This is a genomic window from Amycolatopsis nivea, assembly GCF_004522235.1.
Lineage (GTDB): Bacteria > Actinomycetota > Actinomycetes > Mycobacteriales > Pseudonocardiaceae > Amycolatopsis > Amycolatopsis nivea.
Genome location: NZ_SDLT01000021.1, coordinates 47,612 through 67,572, shown reverse-complemented (window position 1 = coordinate 67,572; position 19,961 = coordinate 47,612). Strand labels below are relative to the sequence as shown.

Sequence of the window (19,961 nt, the reverse complement as noted above, 5' to 3'; positions counted from 1 at the left end):
GACAGGCTTTTCGGGGGTTCAGCGCAGCGGGCGGGCCGCGGCCAGCGGAGCGACCGCCGCCCGCACCCGCGGATCGGCGAAGAACCCGTCCACGGTGACGGGAAGCGGGATGCGCCAGTTAGGGTACTCATCCACGGTGCCCGGCAGATTCGGCTGGCGCCGTTCGCCCGCGACGTCCGCGGGCGCGGTGAGCACCAGCCGCGACGCCGCCGAGGCGAGCAGCGTGTGCAGGGCGACCACCAAGTCGTCGTCCGGAATTCCTTCGCTCGCAACCAGTTCGAGCAACGCCCGGCGTTCGGCCGCCGCCTCGGCGTACTCCTGCTCCGCCGGGCGGTCGAGCTGGCCGAGTTCGGCGCGGACCCGGACGTGCTCGGCGTCGAGCCAGCCGGACACGGTCGGCAGGTCGTGCGTCGAAATGCTGGCCATCGCGTCCGGGTCCCAGCGGTCCGGGCGGACGAACGGCTTGCCGGGCGCGTCCCAGTCGCGCTGGAACCACAGCACCGCGGAGCTGAGCAGGCCGCGTTCGTGCATGGTTTCGGTGACGGTGTCCTCGACGGTGCCGAGGTCCTCCCCCACCACGACCGCGCCCGCGCGGTGCGCCTCCAGGGCGAGGACGCCGAGCATCGCTTCGGCGTCGTAGTGCACGTACGTGCCGCGACCAGCCGGTTCGCCCGGCGGAATCCACCACAGCCGCCACATCCCGGCGATGTGGTCCACCCGGATCCCGTCGGCGTGCTGCAACACGCCGCGCACGACGTCGCGGAACGGCGCGTACCCGGCTTCGGCGAGCCTGTCCGGCCGCCACGGCGGCAGATTCCAGTCCTGGCCCTGCTGGTTGAACGCGTCCGGCGGTGCGCCGACCCGCACCTGGGCGGCGAAGACGTCCCGCAGCGCCCAGGTGTCCGCGCCGCCGGGATGCACGCCCACCGGCAGGTCGTGCACGACGCCGACCGGCATGCCCGCCTCGCGCGCGGCGCGGCGGACGGTGTCCAGCTGCTCGTGACAGAGCTGCTGAAGCCAGCCGTGGAACTCGATCCGCTCGGCCAGCTCCTCGCGCGCCGCGGCCACCTCGGCGCTGCCGGGATCGCGCAACGGCTCGGGCCATTCGCGCCAATCGCTGCCGTGCACCTCGGCGAGCGCGCCGAACGCGGCGAAATCGCGAAGGTCGTCGTCCAGTTCGACCGGGTGCGGATGGTGCGGGCGCAAGAGCTCGAGCGCGGCCCGTTTCGCGGTCCACACGGCGTCGTAGTCGATCAGCTCGCCGATCGGATCCGGCGCGAGCGCCAGCACCCGCCGCCGGGTGTCCTCGTCGGCGCGGGCGAACGCTTCGGTGTCGGTCACCCGCAGGTACAGCGGGTTCGCGAACCGGCGGCTGGACGGCGAATACGGCGACCGTTCGACCGGATGCGCCGGGCTGATCGCCTGCACCGGGTTGACGAGCAGCACGCCCGCGCCCAGCTCGGCGGCCGACCGCGACGCCATCTCGGCGAGATCGCCGAAATCGCCCATCCCCCACGACCGTTCGGAATGCAGCGCGTAAAGCTGGAGCATCCAGCCCCACGCGGGCGGCACCGCGGGCAGCCGGTCCGGGACGACGGCCAGCGAAACCCGTTGCTCCGCGGTCTTGATCCGGTGCCAGCCGAGCGGAAGGTCAGCCGGAAGAGTGGCGCCGACGTCACGCGTCGTGCCGTCTTCGAGCTCAATCCTCGCGGCTTGGCCGAGTTCGCGTTCTTGCCCGGCGCGCACCACCACCGTCGGCGGCAGCACGCGCGCCGCGCTCGCTTCTTGCACCGCGGCCAATTCTCGCTGAATTGCCTGTGGAGTACTGGCATCGACGTCCAGCTGCGCCAATACCGCGATCACGACGTCGGGATCTACCTGTACTTCGACTTGGTCGGAGTTTTCGTAGTGGGTGGCGACTCCATGGGCGGCGGCCAGTTCGGCCAGTTCGGGGGTCACGTTTCGGTCCGGGGAACGGGAATGCGCACCGGACCAGTGTCCCGGGCGGCGCCCCGCGGCGCCATTCGCCTCGCCGCCGCGGACGGGCGAAGCGGTGACCGGCCGGTCGGGGGGCGTGCCGGCCGGTCACCGCCACACGAAACAAGAGGGAAGGCGTTCCCCGGAATGACGCGCGAACGCCCAGTTCACCCGTTCAGGCGCTATTCGCGATTTCAGCGCGCGGTTTTCTTCTTAACGAGGTAGCGCCGTGCGAAATGGACGCGGTCAGGCTCCGGCCAGCTGCCCGAGCTTCCCGGCGAGCCGGTCCAGCCACGCTTCGACCTCGCCCGGCGAGCGGTCCGGCAGCCCGAACACGACCTCGGTCACGCCCGCCTCCTCGAGCTTGGCGAGCCCCTCCGGATCCGGGCGCGGACCGAGCGCGATCACCTCCGGCTCGCCCTCGCGGCCTTCCTCGCGCCAGATTTCGCGCAACTGCGCGACTTTCCCAGTGATGTCGCCCTCGCCCGGCGTGGTCAGCCAGCCGTCGCTGTGGCGCGCGATCCACCGGAACGTGCGCTCGGTGCCGCCCGCGCCGACGACCACCGGCACCTTGGGCTGCACCGGTTTCGGCCACGCCCAGCTCGGCCCGAACTCGACGAACTCGCCCGCGTAGCTCGCCTCTTCCTCGGTCCACAGCGCGCGCATCGCCTCGAGGTACTCGCGCAGCGCCGTCCGCCGCCGCTTCCCGGGCACGCCGTGGTCGGCGAGCTCGTCGGTGTTCCAGCCGAACCCGACGCCGAGCGTGACCCGGCCGCCGGACAGGTGGTCCAGCGTCGCCACGGTCTTGGCCAGCGTGATCGGGTCGCTCTCCACCGGCAGCGCGACCGCGGTCGCCAGCCGGATCGTCGAGGTCACCGGCACCGCGCTGGCGAGCGCGACCCACGGGTCGAGCGTGCGCAGATAGCGGTCGTCCGGCAGCGAGGAGTCGCCGGTCCGGGGATGCGGGGCGTCCCGCCGGATCGGGATATGGGTGTGCTCGGGCACGTAGAAGGTCGCGAACCCGGCCTCTTCCGCGGCCTGCGCGGCCGCCGCCGGGGAGATGCCCCGGTCGCTGGTGAACAGCACGATCCCGTATCTCACCCCCGGCACGGTATTAGAACGTGTTTCAGTTTGCAACGGCCCCGGGCGCGGGCGATTATTCCTGCGAAAACCCGGGCTTGACGGCGCCCCCGGCCGGGTACTCCACTGGTACTTGAGCGATCACCGGCCCGTCCTGCCCGAGGAGGGGATCATGCTGCCCCATCGCGACCGCAGCGCCCTGCGGAAGATCGAAGAGGAACTCGCCGCGAGCGACCCCGTGTTCGCCGCGACGCTGAGCCAAGGCGTGCCGCCGGTGCAGACCCGGCGATGGCAGAAGATCCTCGTGCTCGCCGAGGTCACCGTCCTGATGATGCTGGTCTTCGGCCTCATGGGCGGGGAGACCGGCTGGTTCCTGTGGGGGCTGCTCGCCGCGCCGCTGCTCGTCTGGGCGCACCGGACCATGCTGCAGCGCCGCCGCGAACGTGCGGCCGACGACCAGACGTGACCCTCAGCGCTCGGCAGCGCGCTCGAGCAGCGGAGTGAGCCGGTAAGGCACCATCTCGCGCATGACGAGCGCGTTGTTGGTGCGCTCGACGCCGGGGATCTCCAGGATCTCCCCGGCGATCCGGTACAGGTCGTCCGCGTCGGTCGCGACCACGTGCACCAGCAGGTCCTGCGCGCCGGTCAATCCGCGCACCTGCAGCACCTCGGGCACCGCGGCGAGGGCGCGGCCGACCTCGTCCAGCAGTCGCTGCCGCGCCTGTACGGTCACGAACGCGGTGAGCGGGTAGCCGAGCGCGGCCGGGTCGATCCGGTGTTCGGCCGAGCGCAGCGCGTCGCCCTGTTCGAGCCGGGCGAGCCTGCTCTGCACGGTGTTGCGGGACAGGCCCAGTTCGTCGGCGAGCGCGACCGCGGTGGCGCGCGGGGTGCGGCCGAGCGCGAGCAGGATCCGGGCGTCGGTGGCGTCGAGCCGCTGAGTGCTGGGCATGCTGCGCAATCCTCTCCGCACCGTGTGGTGCTGACTTGGGCGTTCTGCGCAATGTTGAACGCGCTTGTTGTGCACCCTACCCAGCTCTGCTGGACTGGCCTGAACTTTCCGCCCAAGAAAGGTCCGATCCTTCGTGAGCAGCGCCGCCCCCGAACGCCTTCCGGACAACGACACGGTGACCGTCCTGCGCGAGGTGCAGGACCGGGTGCTGTGGCTGTCGACCGCGATCATCGACCACGCGAACCGGGTGCGGCCCAATCCGACCGGGCTCAAGGTCGGCGGGCACCAGGCGTCCAGCGCCTCGATGGTGTCGATCATGACCGCGCTGTGGTTCGCCCGGCTGCGCGCGCAGGACCGGGTCTCGGTCAAGCCGCACGCCTCCCCCGTGCTGCACGCGATCAACTACCTCCTCGGCGACCTCGACGAGAAGTACCTGACGACGCTGCGCGAGTTCGGCGGCCTGCAGAGCTACCCGTCGCGTTCGAAGGACCCGGACCAGGTCGACTACTCCACCGGTTCGGTCGGCATCGGCGCGACCGCCCCGATCTGGGGCGCGCTGGCACGGCGCTACGTCGAATCGCACGGCGGCGGCGCGGGCACCGGACGGCAGTACTCGCTGGTCGGCGACGCGGAGCTGGACGAGGGCGCGTGCTGGGAAGCCGTCCTCGACCCGAACGTGGCCGAACTGGGCGAGGTCGTGTGGATCGTCGACCTGAACCGGCAGTCGCTCGACCGCGTGGTGCCGAACATCGGCGCGACCCGGCTGCAGGGCATGTTCGAGGCGGCCGGCTGGCAGGTGCTGACCGTGAAGTACGGGCGGCTGCTGCAGGACCTGTTCGAGCGGCCGGGCGGTTCGGCGCTGCGCCGGCGCATCGACGAGATGTCGAACCCGGAGTACCAGCGCCTGCTCCGCTGCACCCCGGCTCAGCTGCGCGAACGCCTGACGACGCCGGAACTGGCTCCGCTGCTGGACACCCTCGACGACGACACGCTGCACGCCGCCATCCGCAACCTCGGCGGCCACGACCTGTCCGCGCTGCTGGACACGTTCGACGCCATCGACGACCACCGGCCGACCGTCGTTTTCGCTTACACGGTCAAGGGATTCGGCCTCGCCAGCGAAGGGCACCCGCAGAACCACTCGTCGCTGCTGACCGCCGAGCAGCTGGGTTCGCTGGCCGAGCGCGTCGGAATCTCGCCGGACAACCCGTGGCAGAAGTTCGCCGAGGGCTCCGCGGCCGCGCAGCTGTGCGCTTCGACGGCGGCCCGGCTCGAACGGGAACCCGTTGAGCTGCAAGCTGTTCCGGCCCTGCCGTCCGACATCGGCCGCACGCCGTCCGGCCGCACCACCACGCAGGCCGCGCTCGGCCGCGCGCTGCTCGACCTGACCCGCGAAGCGCCCGAGGCCGCGGAACTCGTGGTGACGCTGTGCCCGGACGTCTCGTCGAGCACCAACCTCGGCGGCTGGGTCAACAAGGTCGGCGTGTGGTCGCCGCAGGAACGCGTCGACTGGTTCGCCGACGACCCGGAAACGATCCTGCACTGGCGCGAGCGGCCCAGCGGACAGCACCTGGAACTGGGCATCGCCGAGGTGAACCTGGTGAGCGCGCTCGGCGAACTGGGCACGACGTGGTCGCGCTGGGGCCGTCCGCTGCTGCCGATCGGGGTGCTTTACGACCCCTTCGTGGAGCGTGCGCTGGAACCGTGGTCGTTCGGCATCTACGGCGGCGGACAGTCCATTTTGGTCGGTACCCCGTCCGGCGTCACGCTCGCGCCCGAGGGAGGTGCGCACCAGTCGGTGACCACGCCGTCGGTCGGGCTGGAGCAGCCGGGTTGCGTGACGTACGAGCCCGCGTTCGCGCTGGACGTCGAGTGGACCCTGCTGGCTTCGCTTTCGCGGCTCGGCCGTCCCGACGGGACTTCCGCTTACCTGCGCCTGTCGACCCGTCCGGTGGACCAGAGCCTGGCCGCGGTGCCGGCCGATCCGGCCGCGCGGGAGCGTCGCCGCCGCCAGGTCGTCGCGGGTGCCTACCCGATCCGCACCGCCGCGGTGGCGCGCCCGGACGTCACGCTGGTGACGATGGGCGCGATGGTCACCGAGGCGCTGGAAGCCGCCGACCGGCTGGACGCGCTGGGCAAGCACGCCGACGTCGTGTGCGTGACGAGCCCCGGCCTGCTGTTCCGCGCCGTGCAAGCGCGGGCAGGCCAGGACACCGCCGACACGTGGATCCTGGAGTCGGCGCTGCCGTCCGAACGGTCCGCGCCGATGGTGACGGTGCTGGACGGGCACCCGCACACGCTGGCGTTCCTGGCGAACGTCCACCGCGTGCGGGCGGCGCATCTGGGCGTGACGCGGTTCGGGCAGTCCGGCGACCTGGAGAGCGTGTACCGGCACCACGGCATCGACACCGACAGCATCATCCAGGCCGCGCTGGACGTGGCCGACTGAGCTAGGAGCGTTTCTTGTTCGCCGCCGCCGTCACCCGCCATTGGCTGCCTCCGGTCCCGGACGGCGGCGGATTCAGCCTGACCGTCGACGCCGCGCTGGACGAGGACGAGCGGCTCACCGTCCTCGTCACCGCGGACGGGCGGACCCGGATCCGGCTCACCCCGGCGATGGCCGAAACCCTCGGGCGCCCGCGCGACGAACCGGAGTTCCGGCAGCGGCTGGCCTCGGCGGGGATTCTGCTGCACGGGGCCGACAACCTGTTCTATTTCACCGACGAGGCAAGGGAAAAGCTGCTCGCCGAACCGGACGACGCGTCGGTCCGGCCGCTCACCGGCTCGGACGCCGAAGCGTTCGCCGCGTTCGAGGCCGCCGCGTCCGAACAGGATCTGGACGACGCGTCGGTCGAACTGGACCACTGGGCGGTGTACGGCGCGTTCGCCGACGGACAGCTCGCGGCGGTCGCGAGCATGTATCCGTGGCGTGACGCACCGCTGGCCGACTTAGGCGTGGTGACGCTGCCGGCGCATCGGGGCAAGGGGCACGCCCGACGCCTCGTACGGGCGATCTCGCGGCACGCGCTCGGGCGAGAGCACGAGCCGCAGTACCGGTGTCAGCTCGACAACCACGCGTCGATCGCCCTCGCCGCGTCCGCCGGGCTGACCTTGTTCGGCACCTGGGACATCGTCTCGCCCGGCTCGCCTCGCTGACGGCTCAGTCCCCGATCCGGATCAGCGACCGGGCGCCCTCCCCGCGCCGCATCCGGTCGAACGCGTCGCCTACCTCGTCGAGCGAAATCCGGTGCGTCACCAGGGTTTCCAGGTCCAGCGCACCGGAGCGGACCTCGTCGGCGAGCACCGGGATGTCGCGATCCGGGTCGGAAGCGCCGTAGACGGTGCTGGTGAGCGTGCGGGCGAAGTGGAAGATCTCCAGCGGGTTCAGCACGACCTGCTGGTCTTTCCGCCCGACCCCGACCACCGTGCAGTGCCCGCCGCGGCGCACCGAACTCCACGCGGCGCGGATCGTGGCCGCCGCGCCGACGCATTCGAAGGCGTAGTCCGCACCGCGCCCCTCGGTCAGCCCGCGCACCTGTTTGGCGAGTTTGTCGTCGCTCACCAGGAAATCCGTCGCACCGGCCGCGCGGGCGAGCGCTTCCTTCTCCGGCGACAGATCGGCCGCGATGATCTGCCCGGCACCCGCGAGTTTCGCCCCGAGCACCACGCACAGCCCGATCCCGCCGAGCCCGAGCACGAGCACGCTCTGTCCTTTTCGGACCTTCGCGGTGTTGCGCACCGCGCCGACCCCGGTGAGCGCTGCGCAGCCCATCAGCGCGGCCAGGTCGAGCGGCACGCCGTCCGGCAGCGGCACGACGGAGTGCCCCGGCAGCACGGTTTCCTCCGCGAACCCGCCGACGCCGAGCAAGACGTTGAGCGGCTGGCCGTCCAGCTCCCCACGCGGCAATGTGGTGACACCCTCGATCGCGGAACACAACCAGGGCTCCCCGGCCTGGCAGAACCAGCATTCCCGGCACGCGGCGGCCCAGTTGAGCACCACCCGGTCCCCCGGCCGCACGTGCGTGACGTCGCTGCCGACCTCCGCCACGACGCCGGACGCCTCATGTCCCGGCACGAACGGGTATTGCGGACGCAGCGTTCCGTCCACCATGGACAGATCGGAATGGCACACGCCAGCGGCCGCGACCCGCACCCGCACGTCCTCCGGACCGACCGGCGGCAGCACGATGTCGCAGACTTCCGGACGCCCGCCCTGCTCGCGCACGACCACGGCTTTGACCACGATGTCTTCTCCTTGAAAGCCGGGACTAGAGCTGGATGGACTTGAGTTCGGTGAACTCGTCGAGCGCGGCGCGGCCCATTTCGCGGCCGAGCCCGGACTGCTTGTAGCCGCCGAACGGGGCGAGCGGGTTGAAGGCCCCGCCGTTCACGTCGATCTGCCCGGTCCGGACCTTGCGCGCGAAGGCCAGCGCCCGGTCCTGGTCGGCCGACCACACCGCGCCGTGCAGGCCGTAGCGGGAGTTGTTCGCGATCCGCAGCGCGTCTTCCTCGTCGTCGAACGGGATGATCGACAGCACCGGGCCGAAGATTTCTTCCTGCGCGATCGTGGAATCCGGGTCGACGCCCGCGAAAACTGTCGGTGCGACGAAGTAGCCTGTGTCCGCAGGAGCTTCGATGCCGCCCGTCACCAGAGTCGCGCCCTCGGCAATGCCCTTTTCGATGTAACCGCGCACGCGGTCGCGCTGCGCCGCGCTCACCAGCGGGCCGAGCTTTGTCTTGGGGTCCAGCGGATCGCCGGTCGTGAACCCTTCGGCGAACGTCTTCGCGAGCGCCGCCGCTTCGTCGTGCTTCTCGCGCGGGACGAGCATGCGCGTCCACGCCGTGCAGGTCTGGCCGCCGTTGAGGAACGCGTTGGAGACGCCGACCTTCACCGCCGTCGCCAGGTCCGCGTCGTCGAGGATCACGTTGGCGGACTTGCCGCCCAGCTCCAGCGTCACGCGCTTGACCGTGCGCGCCGCGAGCTCGGCGACCCGGGTGCCGGCGCGCACCGAACCGGTGAACGACACGACGTCGACCTCCGGATGCGTCGCGAGCGCCTCGCCGACCTGCGGCCCGTACCCGGTGACCAGATTGACCACGCCGGGCGGGAAACCGGCCTCGTGAATGGCGTCGAAGAGCTGGTAGGCGCTCAACGGCGCGACCTCGCTCGGCTTCACCACGACCGTGCAGCCCGCCGCCAGCGCGGGCGCGATCTTGCAGGTGATCTGGTGCAGCGGATAGTTCCACGGCGTGATGGCCGCGACCACGCCCGCCGGTTCGCGCACGATCAGCGAATTGCCGACCTTCTCCTCCGGCTCGTCCTGGCCGAGCAGGTCGACGTACGTCTGCACGTCAGTCTGCGGCAGCGCGGCCTGGATCCGGGTCGCGATCCGCAACGGCGTGCCGACGTCCTTCGCGATCGTTTCGCCGATCTCTTCCGCCCGCTTGGCAAGGCCGTCGTGCAGCTTCCGCAGCAGTTCGCGGCGGGCGGCCCGGCTGGTCTCCGCCCACGCCGGGAACGCCTCGCGTGCCGCCCGGACCGCCCGGTCGACGTCCGCGGCCGTGCCCTCCGGAATGCGCGCCTGGACCTGCTCGGTGGCCGGGTTTTCCACCGGGATCGAAGCTCCGCCGTCCGAGCGGACCCATTCTCCGCCGATGTACAGCACGTCGCGCTCAGCCACCGAGTCTCCTTCGCCCTGGGTTCTGCCCTCGGGCCGGATTCTATAGAAAACGCTCCGGCTGTCTAGTGCGCCGCAAGCACGCCCTGCGCCGCGAGGAAGTCGACCAGCAGGTCCCCCGCCTCGCGGATGTGCGCCGCCATCGCCTCCCGCGCCGCCTCCGGCTTGCGCTCGTTCAATGCGGCGAGCACCCGATCGTGGTCGTCGCGCGCGAGCAGCGGCCAGCCGGGAATGTCCGCGTACGCCGAGAACGGCACGTACCGGAGGGTCAACGACAGCATCCACGTGAACTTCGGCGCGGCAGCCGCGTGATTCACCATGCGGTGCAACGCGAAATCGGCCCGCTCGGTCGCGTCGAGGTCGCCTTCGCGCACGGTTTTCTCGATCTCGCGCTGGAGGTCGTCCAGCCGCGCCAGCCCCGCCGGATCGAACGCTTCCGCCGCCCGCGCGGCGAGCTCGCCGGAGACGTAGGCCTGCATCGCGTACACGTCGACGACGTCCCGGCGCGTCACCGGGATCACCCGGAATCCGCGCCCTGGACGGAAATCCACCATGCCCTCGCCCGCGAGCGCCATCAACGCCTCGCGCACCGGGGTCGCGCTGACGCCGAGCCGCTCCGCGAGGTGCTCGGTGCGCAGCCGCTCGCCGCCGCGGACCGCGCCGGTCAGGATCAGGTCGCGCACCTGCTTGGCGACCCGCGGACTCAGCCGTTCGCGCGCTTCTCCGGCCACTGTCACGAAAACTCCCCGCCAGCGTTGGATTTCCCGCTATCGTAGCCTTTCCCCACCGATGTGACCCCCGTCACTTTTCGCGCCCGAGAGAACCTGCGGAGGGGGTCGCGGCGACTACCCGGACGAACCCCACAGCCCGGGGTGAACCGCAGTGTCCTCAATGGACACACCGAGGGAGGGAACCCGAATGTCAGCGAAGTCTTCCATCCTGCGCCACGGCCGCCTTGTCGCAGGCACGGCACTGGCCGCAGCCGTCATCGCAGGCGGCACGATCGGCGTCGCGGCGGCCGCCACCAGCGATCATCCAGCCGCGCCTGTCGCTGCTGCCGCGCCTGCCGCTGTCGCCCAGCCGCCCGCCGCCGAACAGCCGCCGGAGGGCGCCCGGGCAACCGTGAAGGTCGACCCGAACCCCGCCGCTCCCGGCGGAGAAGTCACGATCACCGGCAACTGCGGCGGAGGAAAGGGCCTGAAGAAGGTGATCGGCGGCTACCCAGGCCACCAGATCCTCAAGGACCTCAAGATCGTCGACCCGAACCCGGACGCCTTCAAGGCAACAGCGAAACTCACGACGAAGATCGGCAACGGAGTAGGCCCAGTCATGGTCGACTGCGACGGAGAAGCAGGCGTGACCCTGCTGGTCACCCACACCCCGCCGGCGGGTGAGTGACCATGCCGATCCGCGGCACGCGAGTAACCCGCTTCGGCTCGGAGGCGGTGTCGCCTAGGTAGGCGCCCGACTTCGTCAGATCGAAGTCGTGGGCACGCTGTTGCCGGTCCGGCCGGTGGCCAACGCCCGGACCGGCAACAGCCGCCGACTCGACGCAAATCGAGTGGGTGACCGGAGACCGCACGGGCTCGACCATGCGGCCGTCCCGCAGGCTGCCTGCCCAGCAGGTGACCGGCCAGTCCCCCAGGCTGGCCGGTCGCCCGGGGCCGAGGGCAGCGCGCCCGCCGGTACCGCCGCATACAGCCTGTATGACCTGCCAGCCCACCAGACTGGCCGGTCACCCCGCGAACCCGGGCATCCCCAACCACAGCCAGGCCACATCCCGCGGCGCTGCCCGCATGACCGCCAGACCACCAAACTCGCCGATCACCCCACGAACCCGGGCAACCCCAACCACAGCCAGGCCGCAACCCGCGGCGCTGCCCGCATGACCGCCAGACCACCAAACTCGCCGATCACCCCACGAACCCGGGCAACCCCAACCTCAACCAGGCCACATCCCGCGGCGCTGACCACATGACCCGCCAGCCCACCAAGCTGGCCGTTCATGCCGCACCCGACACCGATGCGGGTGTCGAGAAGGCACCTCCCAGCGCTCGCCAACCCCCCGCGCACCACCCCCGCGAGGGTGGAAAATCCCGGCCTCCCCCGACCCGAAATCCCCCTGCTGTGAGCGGATGTGCGAGCGCTGTGAGGTTGCTGTGCATCCGGCCGCACAGGATGCCCGGCGAGCGTCGGCATGGTCATCTTGAAGCGTGAGAGTCAACGTTTCCCGCACAGCGCTGATCGTCTGCGCGGCGGCCGCGATCGTCGCGACCGGCGGCGCCAACGCCGTCGTCGACACCGCTGACGTCACCGGCCAGGCCGTCCAGCCGAGCGGCGCGGGCACCCCGGCCGTCGCGACCGGCGGCGATTCCCGCGGTACGGGGACGAGCACCTCTTCCAGCAACACCTCAGCAACCGCCGATGCCCCCGGTGCCGGGACAAGCACCTCGTCCAGCAGCGCCCCCGCAACCGCCGATGCCTCCAGCCCAGGGACGAACAGTTCCCCCAGCAGCACCGCGACGGCCAGCGCGGCAGTCGGCGCGTTGTTCTCCGGCGGCAACCACTTCTGCTCGGCCAGCGTGGTGCACAGCCCCACCGGCGACCTGCTCCTCACCGCCGCGCACTGCATCGGCGGCGACGTCTCCGGCATCACCTTCAAACCCGGCTATCACGACGGCATCGCCCCGTACGGCACCTGGCAGGTCACCGCCGCGGTCGTCGCCGACGGGTGGAAGTCCTCGTCCGACCAGGACCTCGACTTCGCGTTCCTCAAGGTCGCCCAGCCCGGTTCCGCGAGCCTCGAAAGCCTCACCGGCGCCAACCAGCTCGGCACGAACCAGGGCTTCTCGCACACGATCACCCTCACCGGCTACCCGGACGGCACCGAACAGCCGGTCGTCTGCACGGGCACCACCACCCAGTCCGACACCTACCAGCAACGCGTCGCCTGCCCCGGCTTCCCCGACGGCACCAGCGGCGGCCCCTGGGTCATCAACCAGGACCCGAACACCGGAACCGGTACCGTCATCGGTGCCATCGGCGGCTACCAGACCGGCGGCGCCACCCCGGACGTCTCCTACAGCGCCTACTTCGACGACGACATCGCCCAGCTTTACCGCTCAGCGATCAGCTGACCCGGACAGCGACGGAAAACAGGCTCAGGAGGACTGCGGTGAGTTCCGGATCGGGACCGTCGGCGGAGGACTTCGACGAGTGGTACTCGAACATGCTGGACAGCCCCGCCCGCGACGAGATCCCCCAGCGGCATCTGGGCCTGCCGCCGCGGCTGCTGTCGAGCAGTCTGCTCTCCTGGGACGGCATCGCGGAAGTCGTCGAGGCGCTGCGGCTCGCGCCCGGCGACCGGCTGCTGGACCTGGCGTGCGGGCGCGGCGGATACGGCCTCGAGATCGCATCCCGGACCGGGGCGCGGTTGATCGGTGTCGACTTCTCGCGGGCGGCGATCGAGCAGGCTCGGACCTTGGCTCGGCAGTTCGATTCCGTGGACGCGGAGTTCCAGGTGGGCGACCTTGCCGACACGGCCTTACCAGCGGAGTCGGTCGACGCGGTCGTGTGCGTCGACGCGATCCAGTTCCGGGCGACCGCCGAGACGTTTGACGAGATACGCCGGGTGCTCCGTCCGGGCGGACGCGTCGCGCTGACGACCTGGGAGGCTGTCGACCGCGCGGACGAGCGCGTCTCGGCACGAATCCGGGCAGTCGACACCGAAGCCGGACTCGTCGGCGCGGGCTTCGCGAACGTTGTGGTCCGGGATCGTCCGCAGTGGCGGGCCGCGGAGCGCGCGATGTGGGAAGCGGCTGCGGCGCTCGACCCTGGCGACGACGCTGCCCTGCGCTCCCTCCACGACGAAGGCGTCCACGTGCTGTCCGCTTTCGATCTGAGGCGCAGAGTCCTCGCGACCGCGGACGGATAAGGCTCGAAGCCGAACGACCCGGCGACAAACTCGCCACGGTCACGTCGAATTTGCCCGTCAGCGCACCCGATCAGCTTGAGCTGGGCGGCGCGGCCGGAGCCTGATGCAGCGAGAGATTCTGCCCCGCCTTCTCGTCCGGAGCCCACGCCCCGGCCTCCGCGGTCCACGTCTGACCGGCGAAGCTCACCCGGTCCACGCCCAGCTTCGCCGCGCGGGCCACGAGCCAGCTCGCGATCCGCCAGCCCTCCGCGGACGGGTGCGCGCCGCTCAAGCGCGCCGTGCCGAGTTCGGCGTTCGCGACGGTCACCAGGTTCGCCGACGGGTTCAGCGTGAGGTTCCGGCAGGTCAGCGCCGCGGGGTACTGGCCGGTCAGCGCTCCGGTCAGCGCGGTGGCCTCGTCTTCCCACTGGGCGTACGCGTCGGGAGCGCCGGAGCGCTGCACCGCCTGTGCCGCTTCGGTGATCGGAATCGTCTGCCAGTTGTCGAGTTTCGCGAGTTTCTTGTAGAACTCCGTCGCCGAGTAGACCGGGTCCTGGAGCTGGTCGGGCGTGCCCCAGCCTTGGCTCGGGCGCTGCTGGAACAGGCCGATCGAATCCCGGTCGCCGCCGCTCAGGTTGCGGAGCTTCGACTCTTGCAGGGCAGTCGCGAGGGCGACCGTCACCGCGTGCGAGGGCAGCCCCTGCTTGATCCCGACGGCGGCAATGATCGCGGCGTTGTTCATGGGTTCCGGTTGCAGCGTGTACTGCGGCGCGGAAGCGTCGTTCGGCCCCTTCGGCAACGCGACCGTGCAGCCAGGGGTCTTCACCTCGTCACTGCTCGAGAACATGACCACCACGACGACCACCGCCGCGAGCGCCACGACGACCGCCAAGATCGCCGCTCGCACGCCACACCCGCGCACCCGTGCCCGCCCTTCCCCACTGCCCACTTTAAGTGCACAGTCTGCCCGGGCGTCCGGGTCGCGGGACGCTCGGGTCGGGTCAGCCGGCGTCGGCGGCGCCCAGGAAGATCGGGTTCGACATGGCGACCATGGCGTTCGGCGTGGTCGTCTTCGGACCGCCCGACGGACGCCGCACCTCGACGCGGACCCAGCGGCTGTAGCGCGGGTACGTCGTCCACGTGACGGTCGCGGTGCCGGATTCCGGGACGGTCTCGCTGTGCTCCGGGCCGAGCTGGTCGAGGAACGTCACGGTCGTGCCGGGAACTCCCCGAACGACCGCGCGCACCTCGATCGGCGTGCCGATGCCCGCGACGAGCCGTCCGCCGATACCTGCGCTGCGGCCCGCTCCGGACACGGAGAAGTCGAGCTGCACGTCCTTCGACTCGGCGAGCCACGAACGCCCTGCCTTGAGCCCGGCGAGCAGTTCGGCCCGGCCCAGCCGGTCCGCCTGGACGACCGTGTGCGGGAGCGCGACGGTCTGGTCCGGGTTGTGCGCGTCGGAATCGCCGATCGCCGGGATCCACCGGCCGCCGCGCAGCAGACCGTCCCAGTGCGTGACGCTCGCTTCGTCGTCCGCGGTCCACGGGCCGTTCCAGACCTCGACGAGGTCGGCGATCTCGTACGCGAATTCGTAGGTGCAGCCGAAACAATTCGCGAATGGGTGCGCGGCCGTGACCAGACCGCCCGCCCGGTGGACCTGGTCGGTGAACCGGCGGAAGTCGCGCGGGTCGGAAGCGCGGTAGCGCCAGTCGATCCACGTGCCTGCCGGGACGCCGATCGCGGGCCAGTGCCCGGACCGCGTGGTGACCTCTTCGCCGTTCAGGATCAGCAGGTCGTCGGTGGCGTAATTGCCCCACACCAGCTGCGAACTGGACGTGTTGTGGTCGGTGGACACGATGAAGTCCAGGCCGGCCGCGCGGGCATCCGCGACCAGTTGCTCGGGCGTGCGCTTGCCGTCGGAGTGGACGGTGTGCAGGTGGGAGTCGCCGCGATACCAGGAACGGCCGCGGTCGCGCGCGGGCGCGGTCTCCGGCGCCGGGTTCGGCTGGAACGGCTTCGCGGTGTCGCGGCCGAAGGTCAGCGTGATGTCGACGCGGTAGTTCAGCCCCTGCGGCGCGACCGTGTACGGACCGAGAATCACGTGCCAGCGGCCAGGCGTGATCGGCCCGGCGAGGTACCCGGGAGTTGCTTCGGCAGCACTGATCGAGAACCGGTCGCGGAAGCCGCCGGACCAGCCGCGGAAGCCGCGGCGGGTGCCCAGTTCGTGCCCCTCCGGCCCGAACATCCCGATGTCGCAAGCATTTCCGCGCGTCCCCGCGGGCACCGACGGCTTGTCATAGGAGTAGACGACGTCGATCTGCTTCACGCCGCGCGGCACGTCGACCGGGAGGTAGTACCAGTCGGGCACGTCCGGCCGAAAGGTGCCGGTGACGGTCTTCGTCTGCTGCCCGGCACCGGGCGCGGGCGCCGCGAACGAGACGCCCGGCACCATGCTCATCGCCGCCCCCGCCGCGACGACGCCTCCGGCCCGGAACAGGTTGCGCCGGTTGAGTTCCCCAGTGGACATGGCTTACCTCCGCAGCAATGAAGTCGCGCCGACGCTAGCCCTCGAAGCCACCCCCTTCAACGACGCTGCGGTGAACACTGGGCGACTCGCCTCGGCTGCTAGGGATCGCCGCGTTGAGCCGCGCATCCGGCCGACGACGGGCGAGAGTGGTTGCCACGCACCGGATCGTGGAGCGGGACCGGAACATTCGCTGATTCGCTTCGCCCGGCACCGACCCAGCACCACATCGACCCGCGTCACGCGACGCAGGACGACATTCCGCGCGCGGAACAGCAGAGCAGCTGACTGCCGTCGCACAGCGAGCCGCGCACGGCAGCTCGGCTCATGCAGCATCGCCCGAGGGCCCCAGCAAACCGCGCACCGCACGACGCAGGACCACTTGCCGAACCGGGAAAGCCGAGCCGCACCTGAACACCCGCCAACGCACAGCGACTCGCCCGGCACCACACGAACCCACGCACCGCACGACGCAGCACCGCCCATCACACCGCGAACAGCACCCGACCACCGCCCAGCACGCCGCGAACAGCACCCGACCACCGCCCAGCACGCAGCGACTCGCCACGCCCGCGCACCAACCCGGCACCACACCACGCCGCGCACCACGCAACGCAGCACCGCCCGCCGCACCCGGGAACAGCCGAGCCGCACCCGACCACCCGCCACCGCAAAGCGACTCGCCCGGCACCACACGAACCGCGCACCGCCACGACGCAACATCGCTCACCACACCGCGAACAGCACCCGACCACCGCCCAGCACGCCGCGAACAGCACCCGACCACCGCCCAGCACGCAGCGACTCGCCACCCCCGGCGCACCACACCACACCGCGCACCACGTGACGCAACGGCACAACCTTGCGCAGGAAAAAGCCGAGCAGCACCCGACCGCGCGCCACCACCCAGCGCTCAGCAAGTCGCCACGCCCGGCACCGACCTAGCACCACGCTAAACCGCGCACCACACGCCGCAGCACCGCCGCCACAGGAACAGCCGGGCCCCTCAGCCAGCAAGCACCCCACCCACCCTCACGTCACCGCACCACTCCCCTCCTCGACCCGGTCCAGCCATTCGTCCATCAGCGCCTCGAACAACACCGGCTGCTCGAACTGCAGGTTGTGCCCCGCCCGGTCGAGCACCGCGTAACTCGCCCGCGGATAGTGCCCCAGCAATCCGTACAACTCAGCGAATCCCGTAGACGCGTCCTGCCGACCGCACACGATCAGCGACGGTTTCCGGTACACCGGACCGCTTTCCGGATCGACCGACAGCTTCCAGCCCGTCAGCATCCGCTGCAGCGCGGCCCGGTCAGCGGCCGCCAGACCAGGCGCGACGTCCGCGCGGAAGCGCGCCAGCGTCTCCTCGGACTGGACCACCGCCATCTCCCCGTACTCCGCCGCCTCCACCGGATCGAGACTCGCCAGCAGGTCCGGGTCGGCGCGCAGCACCTCGTGCTCCGGCACGTCCCGCTCCAGCACCGGCACCGGGCGGCCGACGGGGCACACCAGCGCCAGCCCCGCGACCTGCTCGGGCCGCGCCCGCGTGAGCCCGCGCGCCAGATAGCCGCCGTACGACTCGCCGACCAGCAGGAACGGCTCGTTCCCGATCAGGTCGTCCACCAGGTCCGCCAGCCCCGCCACCAGGTCGTCCGACCCGCGCGCGGACCCGGCGGGCGACTCGCCCATGCCGGGCAGATCCGGGTAGATCCGCCGGAATCCGGGCCGCCGCGCGAAGACCGGCTCGAGGCAGCCGGTCATCAGGCGGTGGTCCGGCATCCAGCCGTGGACGGCCAGCACCGGCGTGCCGGAACCGTGTTCGACGTAATGCATGTTCCCTCCCTGTTCGCCGGCCACCGTTGTACCGCACGGCACCGACAATTCCGGGACTCCGGCGGCCGGGAGGAGGCGGCGCCGGCCGCCGGGCGGCAATTCCGGGGGAATTCTCCGGAAAGTCAGCCGCGGGAGCTGATCAATTCTCTTTCGGGTGCCGGCCGGCCCGGGGCGGGACGGCGCGGAACACAAGCCAGCAGAAGGAAACCTGCCACGACGCCCAGGAGCACGTGGCCGGTGACGGCGCACAATCCGCACAATGCGGTCCATAGGACGATCTTCATCCACCGAGTGTAGGACCGCCGGGAATCGCCGTCGGCGGACTTGGGGAAGACTTAGGGTTCGGTTAAGCGGAATTCACCGGAAGAAGCAGAAAAGAAAGGGTTGCCTTTCCTTTACGCCGGGAAGCGGGGCCCTTGCGGTGCGACGGCGCGGGCGGTCCGGCAGGATCGGGGCCGTGCCCACGCCCGGAACCAGCGCGCTCGTCGTCACGCTCCCGTCCGCCGCCGTCCTGCTCGAAACCGCCGCGGCCGTCGACCCCGGACTCGTCCGTCCCGGTCTTCCGCCGCACGTCACGGCGCTGTACCCGTTCCTGCCCGCCGAAAGGCTCACCGAACAGACCGACGCCGACGTCACACACCTCGCCGCGAGCTTCCCCGTAACGGATGTGCAGCTCACCGACCTCGTCCTCGCACCCGGATTCGTCGCAGCGGCCGCCCCGGCACTCCAGCCCCTCGCCGACGCCGTGTGCGATCACTGGCCCGACGTGCCCCCGTACGGCGGACGCTTCGGAGCGCACCCGCCAGCGCACCTGACGATCGCCCTCGGCGGCACCGACGATCAGCGCGCCGAGGTCGCCGAACGCGCCCGAGCAGCACTGCCGCTCACCGCCCGGGCGGACATGCTGCACCTCGTCGTGCTCACGGAGCAGGGTTGGCAGCTCCGGCTGTCGGCTCCGCTCGGAACTCCTGCGCGATAGCCCGCAGCCGAGCCACCTCAGCCGCGAAAGCGGTCTCCTGCGGCTGCACCGGCGGCTCCGCGGACTGGTCCAGTACCGGCTCAGAGCTGCGCAGCACCCGCACAGCCGCGCTCGGCGACAACTCAGGCCCGACCCCGGACAGCAGCAGTCCGTCGTTGATCTCGCTCATCATCGTCAGCAGCCGCTCCCGGCCGGTCCCCGACGCGTCGTCGAGCCGCACGACATCCGGGTACCGGGAAGCCAGGTGCTCCCGCAGCGGCCGGAGCACCGCCCGCGTCCGCGCGTCGCGCACCGCCCGGCCCACCGCGGGCAACACAGGCACCGTCAGCCCCACCACGACCAGCAGCACCGATACCGCTGGGAAGCCGACCGCGAGCGTGCACGGAACCGTCGAAAACGCGCCGCGGCACAGCTTCGTGACTGGATGCTCCGTGGTCAGATCACCGATCAGGCCGACGATCTTGCCGATCAGATAAGCGAAAGCGAACACACAGGCCAGCAACATGATGCCCAGCCCGGCCCGCAGCGCACCCGTACCCGCGCGCACCGCCCCGGCCGACACCACGGCGATGTCCGCCACCGCCAAACCCAGGTACAGCGTGTAGACGACGATGTACACGACCAGTGTCGGATTCGACCGGTACAGCTCGTCGAAGAGCCCGACGCCCGTCGGAAGCCCGCGCGTCGCGAAGAACGACGCAGTGAGCACGACGAGCGCGACAATCAACGCCCCGAGCCGCGCGCGCCGCCGACGCTCTGCCACGCCACCGATCTCCGCGACAGTCACTTCAATGCCGTACGCGGCCACCATCGTCGCGAGGTTCGACAGCAGCCGCCCCAGGCTCGGGTACAGCTGACTCTCGATCGCCTGCGCACTGTCGGCGAGCAAGCACAACGCGACGCCGAGGGCGATCAGGCTGGTCGCGAGGCCCGCGCCAGCACCGGTCCGCCGTGCTCGCACCGCGCGCCAGATCCCGACCGCGACGGCGAGCAGGCCGACGCCGAAGAACAAAACGTCGATCATCCG

17 protein-coding genes are annotated in these 19,961 nt (G+C 71.0%); 7 read left to right on the top strand and 10 right to left on the bottom strand.

Annotation, left to right across the window (positions count from 1 at the left end):
* Window positions 1-18: 18 nt before the first annotated feature.
* Both malQ and EIZ44_RS23935 read right to left on the bottom strand, forming a co-directional pair.
* Window positions 19-1,959, bottom strand: coding sequence for a 4-alpha-glucanotransferase (gene malQ, locus EIZ44_RS23940; protein ID WP_134731310.1), 1,941 nt, complete (start codon window positions 1,957-1,959; stop codon window positions 19-21).
* Window positions 1,960-2,223: 264 nt separating this feature from the next.
* Complete coding sequence (locus EIZ44_RS23935; protein WP_037815542.1) at window positions 2,224-3,078, bottom strand: TIGR03619 family F420-dependent LLM class oxidoreductase; 855 nt, start codon at window positions 3,076-3,078, stop codon at window positions 2,224-2,226.
* A 151-nt stretch (window positions 3,079-3,229) separates the two neighbouring features.
* Here EIZ44_RS23935 and EIZ44_RS44835 point away from each other — a divergent pair, with 151 nt between their 5' ends.
* A complete protein-coding gene (locus tag EIZ44_RS44835; protein ID WP_167754255.1) occupies window positions 3,230-3,523 on the top strand; it encodes a DUF3040 domain-containing protein in 294 nt (97 codons plus the stop codon).
* A gap of 3 nt (window positions 3,524-3,526) precedes the next feature.
* Here the strand turns inward: EIZ44_RS44835 and EIZ44_RS23925 are convergent, their stop codons facing one another.
* Window positions 3,527-4,006 carry an Lrp/AsnC family transcriptional regulator gene (locus EIZ44_RS23925; protein ID WP_134731308.1) on the bottom strand — a complete coding sequence of 160 codons (480 nt, stop codon included), beginning with the start codon at window positions 4,004-4,006 and terminating at the stop codon, window positions 3,527-3,529.
* A 133-nt stretch (window positions 4,007-4,139) separates the two neighbouring features.
* Here EIZ44_RS23925 and EIZ44_RS23920 point away from each other — a divergent pair, with 133 nt between their 5' ends.
* Window positions 4,140-6,455, top strand: a complete 2,316-nt coding sequence (locus tag EIZ44_RS23920) for a thiamine pyrophosphate-binding protein (protein WP_134731306.1) — start codon at window positions 4,140-4,142, stop codon at window positions 6,453-6,455.
* Between the two features lie 14 nt (window positions 6,456-6,469).
* Window positions 6,470-7,162, top strand: a complete 693-nt coding sequence (locus EIZ44_RS23915; protein ID WP_205673282.1) for a GNAT family N-acetyltransferase — start codon at window positions 6,470-6,472, stop codon at window positions 7,160-7,162.
* A 4-nt stretch (window positions 7,163-7,166) separates the two neighbouring features.
* Here the strand turns inward: EIZ44_RS23915 and EIZ44_RS23910 are convergent, their stop codons facing one another.
* From EIZ44_RS23910 to EIZ44_RS23900, 3 genes are all read right to left on the bottom strand, one after another.
* Complete coding sequence (locus EIZ44_RS23910) at window positions 7,167-8,249, bottom strand: alcohol dehydrogenase catalytic domain-containing protein (RefSeq protein WP_134731304.1); 1,083 nt, start codon at window positions 8,247-8,249, stop codon at window positions 7,167-7,169.
* Window positions 8,250-8,274: 25 nt separating this feature from the next.
* Entirely contained in the window at window positions 8,275-9,687 is a 1,413-nt protein-coding gene (locus tag EIZ44_RS23905) for an aldehyde dehydrogenase family protein (RefSeq protein ID WP_134731302.1), read from the bottom strand.
* Window positions 9,688-9,749: 62 nt separating this feature from the next.
* A complete protein-coding gene (locus EIZ44_RS23900) occupies window positions 9,750-10,421 on the bottom strand; it encodes a GntR family transcriptional regulator (protein WP_009079497.1) in 672 nt (223 codons plus the stop codon).
* A 181-nt stretch (window positions 10,422-10,602) separates the two neighbouring features.
* On the opposite strand from EIZ44_RS23900, the gene EIZ44_RS23895 reads away from it, so the two are divergent.
* From EIZ44_RS23895 to EIZ44_RS23885, 3 genes are all read left to right on the top strand, one after another.
* Window positions 10,603-11,082: a hypothetical protein gene (locus EIZ44_RS23895; protein ID WP_037815532.1), complete on the top strand. Its 480-nt coding sequence runs from the start codon at window positions 10,603-10,605 to the stop codon at window positions 11,080-11,082.
* Between the two features lie 815 nt (window positions 11,083-11,897).
* Window positions 11,898-12,821 carry a trypsin-like serine peptidase gene (locus EIZ44_RS23890; protein ID WP_205670237.1) on the top strand — a complete coding sequence of 308 codons (924 nt, stop codon included), beginning with the start codon at window positions 11,898-11,900 and terminating at the stop codon, window positions 12,819-12,821.
* Between the two features lie 38 nt (window positions 12,822-12,859).
* A complete protein-coding gene (locus tag EIZ44_RS23885; RefSeq protein ID WP_051729105.1) occupies window positions 12,860-13,618 on the top strand; it encodes a class I SAM-dependent methyltransferase in 759 nt (252 codons plus the stop codon).
* Window positions 13,619-13,688: 70 nt separating this feature from the next.
* Here EIZ44_RS23885 and EIZ44_RS23880 read toward each other — a convergent pair whose 3' ends face one another.
* The 3 genes from EIZ44_RS23880 to EIZ44_RS23870 form a co-directional block, all read right to left on the bottom strand.
* Window positions 13,689-14,504: a hypothetical protein gene (locus tag EIZ44_RS23880; protein WP_134731300.1), complete on the bottom strand. Its 816-nt coding sequence runs from the start codon at window positions 14,502-14,504 to the stop codon at window positions 13,689-13,691.
* A 94-nt stretch (window positions 14,505-14,598) separates the two neighbouring features.
* Entirely contained in the window at window positions 14,599-16,125 is a 1,527-nt protein-coding gene (locus EIZ44_RS23875; protein ID WP_134731298.1) for a CehA/McbA family metallohydrolase, read from the bottom strand.
* Window positions 16,126-17,154: 1,029 nt separating this feature from the next.
* Window positions 17,155-17,955, bottom strand: a complete 801-nt coding sequence (locus tag EIZ44_RS23870) for an alpha/beta fold hydrolase (RefSeq protein WP_134668113.1) — start codon at window positions 17,953-17,955, stop codon at window positions 17,155-17,157.
* A 457-nt stretch (window positions 17,956-18,412) separates the two neighbouring features.
* Here EIZ44_RS23870 and EIZ44_RS23865 point away from each other — a divergent pair, with 457 nt between their 5' ends.
* Window positions 18,413-18,934, top strand: coding sequence for a 2'-5' RNA ligase family protein (locus EIZ44_RS23865; RefSeq protein ID WP_167754254.1), 522 nt, complete (start codon window positions 18,413-18,415; stop codon window positions 18,932-18,934).
* Here EIZ44_RS23865 and EIZ44_RS23860 read toward each other — a convergent pair.
* Window positions 18,876-19,958, bottom strand: a complete 1,083-nt coding sequence (locus tag EIZ44_RS23860) for a hypothetical protein (RefSeq protein ID WP_134731294.1) — start codon at window positions 19,956-19,958, stop codon at window positions 18,876-18,878. The genes EIZ44_RS23865 and EIZ44_RS23860 overlap by 59 nt on opposite strands.
* Between the last annotated feature and the right edge of the window lie 3 nt (window positions 19,959-19,961).